Here is a 13,567-nt window from a genome sequence, read left to right as displayed (position 1 = left end):
TTTCTCTTGATTGTCTATTATTATTCCCTTACCTTGTTGCGCAACAAATTAAATGACTTAATATTAACTGAATTTTTGATCTGAACGGTCTCTTCTTTTAATTTTATAAAATTTGATTTGTCTCACAGTTTTTTGTTGTCTATAATACTCGCGCTGGCTGAAAGGTTTCAACAGTAGCAAATCAATACGTTAGCTTTAATTCAATTTGTCATCTACACTATAATAAGAATCAAAATGTGACAAATTTAAGTGTAAAAATGCATTAAACACCAGACTGTCGCCTATTCTTATAAATGAGTTGCGCAACAAAATTTTTCATGCGCACGATTTATTAAATGTACTAAGCATCGGCGGCAATTCCGATTTCCTTTATAACATTAGATAGACTGCCATGAAAAAAACCAAAATTGTTTGTACTATCGGTCCAAAAACCGAATCAGAAGAAAAACTGACTCAACTTCTTGATGCTGGCATGAACGTCATGCGCCTCAATTTTTCTCACGGTGACTATGAAGAACATGGTCAACGTATCAAAAACCTTCGCTCTGTTTGTGCAAAAACGGGTAAACAAGCAGCTATTCTGTTAGATACTAAAGGTCCTGAAATCCGCACCATGAAATTGGAAGGTGGTAACGACGTTTCTCTCGTTGCGGGTCAAACTTTTACATTCACTACCGACACTTCAGTTGTAGGTAACAAAGATAAAGTTGCAGTGACCTATGCAGGCTTAACTTCAGATTTAAAAGTTGGTAATACTGTATTAGTTGATGATGGCTTAATTGGCATGAAAGTGACTAATGTCACTGCTACTGAAGTCGTTTGTGAAGTTTTAAATAACGGTGACCTCGGTGAGAAAAAAGGGGTTAATCTGCCAGGCGTTTCAATTGGCCTTCCAGCGTTAGCTGAAAAAGATAAAGAAGACTTAGTCTTTGGTTGCGAACAAGGTGTTGATTTTGTTGCTGCTTCTTTTATCCGTAAGCGCTCTGATGTTGAAGAAATTCGTGCTCACCTGAAAAAACATGGTGGCGAGAACATCCAAATTATTTCTAAGATTGAAAACCAAGAAGGTTTAAATAATTTTGATGAGATTTTAGAAGCTTCAGACGGCATCATGGTTGCTCGTGGTGATTTAGGCGTTGAGATCCCTGTTGAAGAAGTTATTTTTGCACAAAAAATGATGATTGAAAAATGTGTCGCAGCACGCAAAGTCGTGATCACTGCAACGCAAATGTTAGATTCAATGATCAAAAACCCACGCCCTACCCGCGCAGAAGCAGGCGACGTTGCCAACGCTATTTTAGACGGCACAGACGCAGTTATGCTGTCTGGTGAAAGTGCTAAAGGTAAATATCCAGTAGAAGCCGTTACCATTATGGCAACTATCTGTGAGCGTACAGACCGTGTCATGCAAACTCGCATTGATAACCAAAAACCAAGCCAACGCTTACGTGTCACTGAAGCTGTATGTCGTGGTGCTGTGGAAATGTCTGAAAAATTAGATGTTCCATTGATCGTTGTTGCAACCTACGGTGGTAAATCGGCTAAATCTGTACGTAAATATTTCCCTACAGCACCAATCCTAGCATTGACTACCAATGAAGAAACTGCACGCCAGTTACTGTTAGTCAAAGGTGTGATCCCAATGATTGTCGGTGGTTTTACATCCACAGATGATTTTTACCGTGAAGGTAAACGCGCAGCGCTAGAAAGTGGTTTAGCGGTTTCTGGTGATGCTGTTGTGATGGTTTCTGGTGCATTAGTACAAAGCGGTACAACCAACACATCTTCAGTTCATGTACTTTAATTTTTAATTGTCTTCTAGAGGCCGATAGTGACTATTTTAGCTATCGGCCTTTTTATTTAGATTTAACATTAAGTGCTGCCTTGATGTAACTATTCCTTTATTTCCTTTTCTCTAGTAAATATCTTATCGCGATTTAAGAGTAATATCATAAAACACGCTCAGATTGGTCAAATAACAACCTTTATTAATCTTAATTTAAATTTTTCTCCTTTTTCCTAGTACTAAATATAAAGTATTTCTAGCAAAACTTTATATTTAGTACTAGCATAAGACATAGTAAGTGCCATACCCTAATTTTCATTAGGTTGTTTTAAAGGGATATAGCAAGCTTTAAGATAACAAGCTTAGCTCTATTGTTTGGTGACTTGCTTTTTTATATTTTCAAGATAAATCAATCTAGAGGGTAAAATAATGATTCGTACTAAAATTGTACTGGGCTCTATCGTATTAGCTTCAGCATTACTAGCGGGTTGTTCTAACAGCACTGAAGTGCAAAAACTCTCTTCAGACGTGCAAACTCTGAATGGTAAAGTTGATCAACTGAGCAACGACGTTCAGTCTCTGCGTTCTGACGTACAGACAGCTCAAGAAGAAGCAGCGCGCGCTAACCAGCGTTTAGATAACCAAGTTCGTACTTACAAAAAATAAGTTCAATTTGGTCGTTATCTAGCTGATACGACGCTTCTTTGAAGCTAATAGTATTTATGAGGGCCTATGAAAATAGGCCCTTATTATTTGTCAGGATTATTGAGTTACAACAGAAGAACGGTATTTCGCAGGTAACAAAGCACCAACTTTACCATCATAGATAGGTTCAGGCTGTGAAATAGTAAAAGGTTCAATAGGCACTAACCCTTCGTGCTGCGTTTCAGAGTCTGAAGAACTATTACCCTGATCATTATTCACACGCACAGGCATCCCAGAACGCCTTGCTAGCTCTTTTTCTACTAAAGCCTTATCAACCCCTTCATTTTCCAGAAAACGCTTGAAATCGTCAGATAGCTTGATTGGCATGGTTTGAGGATCATCACTGTTTGTCCGTGACAATGGCTGATGTACTTCAATGTAATAACTGCCATCAGTTTCTTTGGAGTATTTTACAGGCTGATCAATAACTTGGACACGAGTTCCTTTTGGTACTGTCTTGAATAACGCTTCAATATCATCAGGACGTAAACGAATACAACCGGAGCTCACCCTCATACCAATACCAAAATCTGCATTAGTACCGTGAATCAGATATTCACCACGCCCATATGCTAGTCGTAATGCATACAAACCCATTGGGTTTTCAGGGCCAGCGGGAACGACTGCAGGAAGCGTTATACCTTCTTTAGCATAATTTTTACGGATGTTCGCCGTTGGCGTCCATGTTGGATCTTTAATTGATTGGCTTACTGAAGTTACCATTTCAGGTGTATCACGACCTAATTGGCCAATACCAATAGGATATACAATCACTTCTTCACTGTTCGCTGGGTAGTAATATAAACGTAGCTCAGCCAGATTAATCACAATTCCCGTTCTTGGTGTCGACGGTAATAGCATTTGTGCTGGAATGATAAGTTCTTTACCCGCTTCGGGAAGATACGGGTCTGTTCCTGGATTTGCCTCAAGCATACCAAGTAGGCCAATTTGGTGATCACTGGCAATGGCCTCCAACGGCCGCCCATCATTGGGGACGATATACGTGTAATTTTCCCCGATAAGACGAGTGTTACTGTCAGGTAATGGGTATTCTTTTGCTTGAGCTGGCGCTAATAAGGCGCTCATGACAAACAAACTTGCCACCGTCAAAACTCTTTTCATATCTACTCCAAGGAAAATAATGTTCTTACAATAATTCAATAATTATTGTTCATAATAGCAACTATCTTTCATATCTTTAATACTAAATAAATATTTTTATTAAGTATTAATATGAAGTCAGTCTTTTTATGATGGTTAAATATAGTTAGATATAGTTAAACACGATGGCTTTAATGGATTACTCAGATAAAGAATAATACCCAAGAAGTAAAATATAGGTAAGGGAGCATAACGCTCCCTCGGTAGGATCACACGAACTGTGCCGCGCGCGATAAAATCGTACGGATCATTGCATTTAAGCCTTGAGTACGTGAAGGTGTTAAATGCTGCTCCAATGCTAATTGCTCAAAAAATGACTTAACATCCAGTGCTAATATTTGTTGGGCAGTTTTACCTTGAAAAAGAATGATCACAATAGCAACTAACCCTTTAACGATCGCAGCGTCGCTGTCACCGGCAAACGTAACGGTACCGTCTGCTTGTTTTTGCATATCAATCCACACTTGGCTTTGGCAACCGGCGATTAAATTATCATCGCTTCTTTGCACCGCAGAGAGTTCAGGTAAACGCCCTCCTAGTTCTATCATATAAAGATAGCGTTCTTCCCAGTCTTGGCAGCGAGAGAAATTACGTAATAACTTATTTTCATCGGGTAATGCGGGCATGCTCATTTCCTTTACTATGTGTTTCTTATGTGCTTAGCCTAACAATTTTTTGATGCGCTGTAACGCATTGAATAAGGAATCAACTTCTTCCTTAGTCGTGTATATCCCCACAGAAGCACGGCACATAGCGGGCACTTGGTAATGTTCCATTAATGGTAAAGCACAGTGATGCCCAGTACGGATTGCAATGCCATACCTATCAAGAAAAGACCCCACATCATAAGCATGGTGCTGGCCTAGATTGAAGGCCAGAACACCTTCCCGTTGGTCATTGCCATATAATATAATTGAAGGTATTTCTTGTAATTTCTTAGACGCATAAGCCATCACTTCAGCTTCATGAGCAAATACATCAGATAAATTTAGTGCATTTAAATAATCGAATGCCGCCCCTAAACCAATAATTGCGCTTACATTCGGTGTTCCTGCTTCAAAGCGCCATGGTGCATCAGCAAAAGTGATCCCTTTGGTCAGGCTAACTTGGCGGATCATCGCCCCACCGCCTTCCCATGGTGGCATCATATCCAAAATAGCTTTTTTACCGTAAAGGATACCAATACCTGTCGGGCCATATAACTTGTGACCTGAAAACACATAAAAATCACAGTCTAAGGCTTGCACATCAACCTGCTGATGCATTGCACCTTGCGCACCATCGACCAATACCGTGATTTCACTGCCTTTTGAGGCAGCAATTGCTCGTGCCTGCTTGATTATCTCCTGTACGGGATTAACTGTTCCCAATACATTAGAGATATGTGTAAAACTCAGCAATCGCGTACGTGAATCAATGACATCATTTAATACATCTAATTGCAGCCTACCATCATCGGAAATTGGGATAACACGGATTTCAAAGCCAATTTCCTCAGCTAACATATACCAAGGTACAATATTCGCATGGTGTTCCATTTCAGTGATGACAATATTGTCCCCTTCATGGAAATACTTCCGGCCAAAACTGTTTGCAACAAGGTTAATGCCTTCCGTCGTACCTTTGACAAACACGATTTCTTCATTTGAAGCGGCATGAATAAAAGCCGCTGCTTTTTGACGAACTTCTTCCATCATTGTCGTCGCGTTTGCACTAAGAGTATGTATACCGCGGTGAACCGCGGCATATTGATGTAGTGTAAACTCACTTTCTTTTTCAATAACTTGCAAAGGCTTTTGCGCACTTGCTGCGCTATCTAAATAGACCAGCGGATGATTATTGACTGACTGAAATAAGGCAGGAAAATCCTGCCTGACTGATGCGACATTGAATGGCATGGATTTTAAACCTCCGCTAAGCGCTGGCGGATGTTTGCCATCACAGCGTGTTTTAATTCTTCCGATTCAATAGATTCTGTAAGTTCTGCAGCAAATGCAATAATAATCATATGTTTTGCTGCTTTCCCCTCAATTCCTCTTGAACGCAGATAGAACAACTGTTCGTCATCAATACGACCGACTGTTGCACCGTGACCACACTTTACGTCATCAGCATAAATCTCAAGCTGAGGCTTGGTATCAATTTCTGCTTTTTCACCTAACAACAATGTGTTGTTAGTCATTTGGCCATCCGTTTTTAATGCGTTCGGTGCCACTTTAATCATGCCATTAAAGACAGCTTTACTGCTATCCATTGCAATGACTTTATGTAATTGGCGACTATTGCAGTAGCTATTATTGTGCTCTAAATACGTACGCGTATCTGCAATTTCATTGCCTTTAGGCAGCAATATACTGTTAAGTTCAAACTCAGTATTTTCACCATCAAGGCGAGCACTTGTATGGTTACGCGTTAATAATGCGCCAAGTAAAAAACTCGTACTTTTCACACGGCTATCGCGACCAATAACAATATCATTGTGAGCAAAATGCTGAGACTGACCATTTTCAACATTTAACTTAAAGTGACTAAAGTCTGCGTTATCACCAACTTCAACTGTTAAACGGCTGCCAGTCATGTGCATTTGGTCATTCAAACTAACATAATGCTCAATGACTTGGGCTTTGCTATTTGCATCTAACGTTAAATGGTAACGATACTGGCTAATATTCGTGGCCTGCTTATCGTTGCTACCCGTTGAGATATTCAGCAAATACAATGGTTTCTCTGCTATTTTATTTGCTGCAAGATAAACAACTAACGGTTGTACCGCCAAGCTTTCTGTTAAATGCAAGAAAATCTCACTATTTACAGGCGAAGGCAGCAAGTCTTGGTTATCAAGCAAAGACACTTGGAATGGCCCCATATCAATGGAGCTTAGTGCTGAACTATAACGCCCATCAATTAAAACAAGGCGATATGCGTCAATTGGCAGAGCCAATGCTTCACACTCTTTTGCTTCAATATCACTATCGCTAAAACGATACTGAGCCTCAAGTACCGTATTTAGTGGTGTATAGTGCCAATCTTCATGGCGGAACACAGGTAAGCCAACTTGTTTTGCCATTTCCCAATGCGTTTTAGCATGTTGGGAATTCGCACCGTGTCGTTGCTCAAATAATTCAGAAAAACGTGACATTGCTTGCTCATTAAGCTTCGCAACTTCTGCACGCTTTTGTGCTCTTTCACTGTTGGTCAATAAGCCAGCCATAACCCTGCTCCTCCAGTTTTTTCGCTAAACTGAAATCACCTGATTTGATGATTTTCCCTTGATATAACACATGGACAAAGTCAGGTTTTACATAATCCAAAATACGCTGATAGTGAGTGACGATGATGAATGAACGCTCTGGCGAGCGTAATGAATTCACCCCGTTAGCCACAATTTTCAGTGCATCAATATCTAAACCGGAGTCAGTTTCATCGAGGATACACAATTGAGGTTCTAGAGCTGCCATCTGCAAGATATCATTGCGTTTTTTCTCACCACCGGAGAAACCTACGTTGACAGAACGAGCAAGTAAATCTTCTGGCATTTCTAATAATTTAATTTTATCTTCAATAAAATCTTGGAAATCGAAACGATCTAATGCTTCTTGCTGACGATATTCTCTGACCGCATTAACGGCTGTTTGCAAGAAAAATTGGTTACTGACCCCTGGAATTTCGACTGGGTATTGAAATGCGAGGAAAACACCTTCCCCTGCACGCTCTTCGGGATCTAATTCAAACAGGTCCTTACCTTTAAACGTCACTTCACCGCTATCAATTTCATACTCTTCGCGGCCAGCAAGTGTGGCTGATAATGTACTTTTACCTGAACCATTTGGCCCCATGATGGCATGAACTTCCCCTGGTTTTACTTCCAGAGATAACCCTTTTAAAATCTCATTACCTTCTACACTCACGTGTAAATCTTTAACACTTAACATATTTACATGCCTTTAGCGCTTTAGCGCAAATAAACTCGATTAGGATCAGCCAACGCTGTGCTCTAAGCTGATCGCCAGTAATTTTTGTGCTTCTACGGCAAATTCTAATGGAAGCTCCGAGAACACATCCTTACAGAAACCATTTACAATCATTGAAATTGCATCGTCTTCGCTGATACCACGTTGTAAACAGTAAAATAACTGGTCTTCCCCAATACGTGAGGTTGTTGCTTCATGTTCGAGCTGTGCCGTATTATTTTTCACTTCCACATATGGGAAAGTATGTGCACCACACTGTGTACCAATTAACATAGAGTCACATTGGGTAAAGTTACGAGCATTATGTGCACTTGGTAAAATTTTCACTAAACCGCGATAGCTGTTTTGACTTTTACCCGCAGAAATACCTTTAGAAATGATCGTGGAACGGGTATTTTTCCCGATATGGATCATTTTCGTTCCGGTATCCGCTTGCTGATTGCCGTTTGTTAATGCAACGGAGTAAAATTCACCGACTGAGTTGTCCCCTTTAAGGATGACGCTTGGGTATTTCCATGTGATGGCAGAGCCAGTTTCTGACTGTGTCCATGACATTTTTGAATTTTCACCTTCACACAATGCGCGTTTAGTCACAAAGTTCAGGATCCCACCCGCTTCGCTATCCCCACCAGAGAACCAGTTCTGGACAGTTGAATATTTAACTTCAGCATCTTTATGAATAATCACTTCAACAACCGCTGCATGGAGCTGATAGCTATCACGAACAGGTGCAGAACACCCTTCGATATAGCTGACATAACTACCTTCATCGGCAATTAAAATCGTACGCTCAAATTGGCCTGTTTTGGCTGCGTTGATCCTAAAATACGTTGATAGCTCCATTGGGCAGTGTACACCTTTTGGTATATACACAAATGTGCCATCTGAAGCCACTGCCGCATTCAATGCAGCAAAAAAGTTATCATGGCTCGAAACGACTGACCCTAGATACTTCTGTACCAGTTCAGGGTACTCTTGAATAGCTTCGCTGAATGAGCAGAAAATCACCCCATGTTTCGCGAGGTCATCACGGTAAGTTGTTGATACCGAGACCGAGTCAAAAATTGCGTCAACCGCAACGGCCTTCCCTTCACGGACAGGAACACCCAACTGGTTAAAGGCTTCTTCAACTTCAGCTGTTAAATAGTTATTGGTTTCAGCCACACCAGTGCCTTGTGTCGCACCAGTTTGCGAACCACAAGTATCATCGCATGAGCCACAAGATGGCGCAGAATAATAGCTGTAGTCCTGATAATCGAGATTTGGGTAATTCGCTTTCAGCCAATGAGGTTCTTCCATGCCTTTCCAGTGATTAAAGGCATCAAGACGAAATTGAAGCATCCACTCAGGCTCATTACGTTTTGCTGAAATGGCACGGATCACATCTTCGTTGATACCTTTCGCCATTTCATCAGTTGCGACTTCAGTAAAGAAGCCTTCTTTATAACGCTGGTCATCAAGCCAGCTTTGAACATCATCGCCAACTTCTACATTGCTCTGTGACATAATCTGACTTCACATGTTAAACGCCGAAGCTTTCACCACACCCACAGGCATGTTGGGCTTTCGGGTTATTAAATTTGAAAATTTGATTCAGCCCTTCTTGGACAAAATCAACGACTGTGCCATCAATAAATGGCATTGCTTCTTTTGGCACATAAAGGTGTGCGCCATCGAGTTCAAATAACAGGTGTTGGTCTGTTGGGTTTTCGATCATCTCAAACACATAACCGAAACCTGCGCAGCCAGACTGTTTTACGCCGAGTGAAAGCCCTTTTGTGTTTGGGTTTTGCACCATCAATTTTTTGATTTGTTTTGCAGCGCTTTGTGTCAGGTTAACTCCCTGCCAATTGTTTTCATCAAATGAAAATGTCTCTACACCGTCAGTCATATTGACCCCACATTTCTTATGGCTTTTCAGCCTGTTATCAAGAGATTAACTCTGCCTACCCTATGGTAATGATTAGCTAATTGACTTCAACCATTTGTTTTAAGAGGTTATAGCTATTTTAGCTCTTTTCTTGCTCACTACTAGATTAAAAAACAAACATCACCCTAGAAAAACAAGTCTAACTCATTGATAAGCAATAAATAAATAGAGTTGTATTTTTTATTTAAATTTGTACTAAATAATACACTTAAATGACACAAATTAATAAAGGTGCATTTATTATACAACTTAATTAACTTGATAAAAATGAATTTATAGAAAGAACGGTCATAAAACCACATAAATATAAGGGTTTTATAGGGCATTTTAGCCTTTGATTAGCCAAAAAACCCTACAGTTAGAATGGTTATTATTCAATATAATACCGCAGTTGTCAGGCGAGAAGTACAACACAATTTGCCTTGTTCATTGAAAATTTCAATATTCCACACTTGCTGGCGACGTCCTAAATGAATCGGTTTACAAATACCTCTCACAACCCCTGAGCGAGCAGCACGAACATGATTGGCATTGATTTCCAACCCGACCACCTTTTGTTCCCCTTCCGAGCACATATAACCCGCAATTGAACCCAAAGATTCGGCTAACACAACAGAAGCGCCGCCATGCAATAACCCAAAAGGCTGTTTGGTACGATGATCAACAGGCATTATTCCCTCTAAATAATCATCTCCAATTGCCGTGATTTCAATACCGAGATGCCCTAACATGCAGGTTTTTGACATTTCAGCGAGTTGCTGCAAATTAAATTGACGTTTCCAAATCATTAAACTATCTCCAACAGGGCTTGAATCGGATGTTTTATCGATACATTTTCCATTCGCTTAACTTGGCTACGGCAAGAATAACCTGAACTTAAACAGCGATCTTTAGGCAAAGAAGACATCGCGCCTTTCCACGATAAGTCATAAATACCTTTTGAATTTTGAAGATTGGCCACTTCGTGTCCATAAGTCCCTGCCATGCCACAACAGCCAACACTAACATTATTCAATGTTTGCCCAAAGCGAGCAAATAACGCTGCCCATTGGTTCGCACTATTAGGTAAAGCCGTTGATTCCGTACAATGACCGAAAAAATACCACGGTTGTGCCGAAGCCGTTTGTACATTGTGTGGTTCAGGCAATGTCATTAACCACTCATGTGCCAACATCACCGTAAATTGGCACTGCTCTTTGCCTAAAATTTCATGATATTCATCGCGGTAACAAAGTACCAGTGCAGGGTCAACACCGACCATTGGCAACTGTAACTTTGCCACTCGATTTAAAAAGTCCGCAGTCTTACGCGCTGTTTTCGCAAATTTCGCTAAAAAACCTTTGATGTGTTGTGCTTTTCCATTCGGTGAGAACGGTAACAATACAGGTTTAAGGCCTAATTTTTCGATTAAGCGGACAAAATCTGCCACTACTTTGGCATCGTAATAACTGGTAAAAGGGTCTTGAACCACCAGCACATACTTTTCACGCTGTGAACTCGTCATACTTTCAAGTTGCTCAAGCGTGACAGAAACCGCGGCATGTCCTGAAAGTTCTTGTTTCAACGTTGGTTGAGAAAACAACGGCAAATCTACCATGCCAATCGTGTGTTGACTCAATTTTTGCACCATCGGTTGACGTAAAAAGAAATTAAATACCCCCGGTACTTTGGAAAGTAATGGCGCACTCGCTTCAACGTTTGCAACAATATGGTCCCGAATAGGACGTAAATAGCGCCCATGGTACAGCGCTAAAAATTTCGCTCTAAATGAAGGGACATCAATTTTGATCGGGCATTGCGTTGAGCAGGCTTTACAGGCAAGGCACCCTGCCATTGATGCTTTCACTTCATGAGAGAAGTCATAATCGCCTTGCTTCGCACGCCAAGTATTACGTGTTTTCTCTATAAGACCACGCAATGATGGTTGGCTTTGTGTTATACCTTTTTCAAGGTGTTCTGGTGTAATGCCTTGTTCCGCTAGTAACCTTAACCATTCGCGAACAAGTGTCGCGCGGCCTTTCGGGGAATGGACTCGTTGACCACTCACCTTCATCGACGGGCACATCGGGCTTTTCACATCAAAATTAAAACACAGCCCATTGCCATTACACTCCATTGCACCACGGAATTCTTGGCGCATTTGGACTGGAATTTGCCGGTCATACGTTCCTCGCTTGATATCATCAACCTGCTTCATCGGTGCATCCAGCCCCGCAGGTGGACAAATTTTACCTGGATTCAAGCGGTTATCGGGGTCAAAAGCGGCTTTGATGTTACGCAGTTCAGCGTATAACACATCACCAAAAAATTCAGGGCTATATTGTGCACGGAAACCTTTCCCATGCTCCCCCCACAGTAGTCCACCGTATTTCGCGGTTAATGCCACAATTTCATCAGAAATTTGTTTCATCAATACTTCTTGTTGCGGATCACACATATCAAGTGCAGGACGAACATGTAAGACACCTGCATCTACATGGCCAAACATGCCATAATTCAAGTTATGACTGTCTAATAATGCACGAAATTCTACTATATAGTCAGCAAGATGCTCAGGGGGAACGCAGGTATCCTCAACAAATGGGATTGGCTTCGCTGCGCCTTTACTATTCCCCAATAACCCAACCGCTTTTTTACGCATATTATAAATGCGCGTAATATCTTCAAGATCATGGCAAGTTTGATAGCCAATCACTCCGGCTTGATTATTCGCCATTAATTCGTCTAAGCGTTGGCACAAGCTTTCAGTCAATTGATTGATTTCATCTTCATCGTCACCACTAAATTCAACGATGTTTAACCCTAACATCTCTTTATTTGGCACATCCGTAATTAAGGCTTTGACGGAATGCCAAACGATGTCTTCTTTTGCCAAGTTAAGTACTTTTGAATCCACGGTTTCAACAGACAATGCTTTCGCTTCAACCATAAAAGGTGCATTACGCAATGCGGACTCAAAAGAGTCATATTTTACATTTACCAAGCGCCGTACTTTTGGCAAAGGTGTAATGTCCAGTGTCGCCTCGGTAATAAAAGCTAAAGACCCTTCAGACCCAGTCAAAATACGGGTAAGGTCAAATTCAGTTAATGCATCATTAAATACATGACGTAAATCATAACCAGTTAGGAAACGGTTTAACTTAGGAAATTTTTCTTCAATTAATGAACGTTGTTCTAAACAGCGTTCTAACACCGTTTTATAAATGCGTCCCACCGTAGAATCTTCTGACGCAATCGTTTGGGCGAGTTCGATAGGCATAGCGCGTGTATCTAAGCATTCCCCACCTAACACCATGGCTTTGACGCCTAATACGTGATCAGACGTTTTTCCATAAACTAATGAGCCTTGGCCTGATGCGTCAGTGTTGATCATCCCACCTAATGTTGCTCGGTTACTAGTGGATAATTCAGGTGAAAAGAAATAACCGTAAGGTTTGAGGTATTGATTTAATTGGTCTTTGATAACCCCAGCCTCAACTTTAACCCACCCTTGCTCTGGATTTATTTCTAGAATGCGGTTCATATAACGGGACATATCCACAACAATCCCTTCGGTTAAGGATTGCCCATTGGTTCCCGTTCCCCCTCCCCGAGGTGTAAAGCTAAGCTCACGAAATTTTGCTTGCCCTGCAAGGCGAGTGATAATTTGTACGTCTGCACTCGAACGTGGAAACACAACCGCTTGAGGTAATAATTGGTAAATACTATTGTCTGTCGCCATGGATAAACGCTCAGCATAGCTGGTGCCGTTATCCCCAGTAAAACCCTGTTCTTGTAGCTCATGCAAGAACTCAATGACTAAATGACTAAGATGAGGAGCTTCTGATATACGCGGGATCATTATTAACGATGACTCTTGTTGTTTAGTGTTCGCATTACTCGTTATGTACTATCTTTATTTTAAGTTGCACAATAGTGTCTGAGGTCTATGATGAATTACCCCACAGCCTGTAAAGACAGTACAGCCGCTGATGACATTGCCATCATGAACCATACCACAATATTGTTTTTTTT

11 protein-coding genes are annotated in these 13,567 nt (G+C 41.0%); 2 read left to right on the top strand and 9 right to left on the bottom strand.

Going from position 1 to position 13,567, the window contains the following annotated elements; translation table 11 throughout:
• Positions 1-391 precede the first annotated feature (391 nt).
• On the top strand, positions 392-1,804 hold the full coding sequence (gene pykF / locus PR800_RS07155) for a pyruvate kinase PykF (protein WP_166265271.1): 1,413 nt from the start codon (positions 392-394) through the stop codon (positions 1,802-1,804).
• A 411-nt stretch (positions 1,805-2,215) separates the two neighbouring features.
• Entirely contained in the window at positions 2,216-2,452 is a 237-nt protein-coding gene (locus PR800_RS07150; RefSeq protein WP_004263789.1) for a major outer membrane lipoprotein, read from the top strand.
• A gap of 96 nt (positions 2,453-2,548) precedes the next feature.
• On the opposite strand, the gene PR800_RS07145 is transcribed toward PR800_RS07150, so the two are convergent.
• From PR800_RS07145 to ydiJ, 9 genes are all read right to left on the bottom strand, one after another.
• Positions 2,549-3,613, bottom strand: coding sequence for a L,D-transpeptidase family protein (locus PR800_RS07145; protein WP_272530479.1), 1,065 nt, complete (start codon positions 3,611-3,613; stop codon positions 2,549-2,551).
• A gap of 248 nt (positions 3,614-3,861) precedes the next feature.
• Positions 3,862-4,278, bottom strand: coding sequence for a cysteine desulfuration protein SufE (sufE, locus tag PR800_RS07140; RefSeq protein ID WP_239979300.1), 417 nt, complete (start codon positions 4,276-4,278; stop codon positions 3,862-3,864).
• A 33-nt stretch (positions 4,279-4,311) separates the two neighbouring features.
• Positions 4,312-5,550, bottom strand: a complete 1,239-nt coding sequence (sufS, locus tag PR800_RS07135) for a cysteine desulfurase SufS (RefSeq protein ID WP_272530476.1) — start codon at positions 5,548-5,550, stop codon at positions 4,312-4,314.
• A gap of 5 nt (positions 5,551-5,555) precedes the next feature.
• A complete protein-coding gene (sufD, locus tag PR800_RS07130; protein WP_206275852.1) occupies positions 5,556-6,863 on the bottom strand; it encodes a Fe-S cluster assembly protein SufD in 1,308 nt (435 codons plus the stop codon).
• Positions 6,838-7,584, bottom strand: a complete 747-nt coding sequence (sufC, locus tag PR800_RS07125; protein WP_004263776.1) for a Fe-S cluster assembly ATPase SufC — start codon at positions 7,582-7,584, stop codon at positions 6,838-6,840. Before sufC ends, sufD begins: the two co-directional genes overlap by 26 nt.
• A 45-nt stretch (positions 7,585-7,629) precedes the next feature.
• Positions 7,630-9,129 (bottom strand): Fe-S cluster assembly protein SufB, encoded by a 1,500-nt coding sequence (gene sufB, locus PR800_RS07120; protein WP_102139708.1) that lies wholly within the window; start codon positions 9,127-9,129, stop codon positions 7,630-7,632.
• 16 nt (positions 9,130-9,145) lie between these two features.
• Positions 9,146-9,514, bottom strand: a complete 369-nt coding sequence (sufA, locus tag PR800_RS07115) for a Fe-S cluster assembly scaffold SufA (protein WP_102139709.1) — start codon at positions 9,512-9,514, stop codon at positions 9,146-9,148.
• Between the two features lie 413 nt (positions 9,515-9,927).
• Complete coding sequence (gene menI / locus PR800_RS07110; protein ID WP_272530475.1) at positions 9,928-10,341, bottom strand: 1,4-dihydroxy-2-naphthoyl-CoA hydrolase; 414 nt, start codon at positions 10,339-10,341, stop codon at positions 9,928-9,930.
• Positions 10,341-13,394 carry a D-2-hydroxyglutarate dehydrogenase YdiJ gene (gene ydiJ, locus PR800_RS07105; protein ID WP_102139711.1) on the bottom strand — a complete coding sequence of 1,018 codons (3,054 nt, stop codon included), beginning with the start codon at positions 13,392-13,394 and terminating at the stop codon, positions 10,341-10,343. Before ydiJ ends, menI begins: the two co-directional genes overlap by 1 nt.
• Positions 13,395-13,567: the final 173 nt, after the last annotated feature.

The sequence above is a fragment of the Providencia sp. PROV205 genome (assembly GCF_028479505.1).
In the GTDB taxonomy this organism is placed as follows: Bacteria; Pseudomonadota; Gammaproteobacteria; order Enterobacterales; family Enterobacteriaceae; genus Providencia; species Providencia huaxiensis.
Note: the sequence above shows the minus strand (reverse complement) of the source record. Positions and strands in the feature narration are given on the sequence as shown.

Bases quoted from the DNA above. Each gene is read 5' to 3' on its own strand.
- pykF (WP_166265271.1), top strand. From the start codon at position 392: ATGAAAAAAACCAAAATTGTTTGTACTATCGGTCCAAAAACCGAATCA.
- PR800_RS07150 (WP_004263789.1), top strand. From the start codon at position 2,216: ATGATTCGTACTAAAATTGTACTGGGCTCTATCGTATTAGCTTCAGCA.
- PR800_RS07145 (WP_272530479.1), bottom strand. From the start codon at position 3,613: ATGAAAAGAGTTTTGACGGTGGCAAGTTTGTTTGTCATGAGCGCCTTA.
- sufE (WP_239979300.1), bottom strand. From the start codon at position 4,278: ATGCCCGCATTACCCGATGAAAATAAGTTATTACGTAATTTCTCTCGC.
- sufS (WP_272530476.1), bottom strand. From the start codon at position 5,550: ATGCCATTCAATGTCGCATCAGTCAGGCAGGATTTTCCTGCCTTATTT.
- sufD (WP_206275852.1), bottom strand. From the start codon at position 6,863: ATGGCTGGCTTATTGACCAACAGTGAAAGAGCACAAAAGCGTGCAGAA.
- sufC (WP_004263776.1), bottom strand. From the start codon at position 7,584: ATGTTAAGTGTTAAAGATTTACACGTGAGTGTAGAAGGTAATGAGATT.
- sufB (WP_102139708.1), bottom strand. From the start codon at position 9,129: ATGTCACAGAGCAATGTAGAAGTTGGCGATGATGTTCAAAGCTGGCTT.
- sufA (WP_102139709.1), bottom strand. From the start codon at position 9,514: ATGACTGACGGTGTAGAGACATTTTCATTTGATGAAAACAATTGGCAG.
- menI (WP_272530475.1), bottom strand. From the start codon at position 10,341: ATGATTTGGAAACGTCAATTTAATTTGCAGCAACTCGCTGAAATGTCA.
- ydiJ (WP_102139711.1), bottom strand. From the start codon at position 13,394: ATGATCCCGCGTATATCAGAAGCTCCTCATCTTAGTCATTTAGTCATT.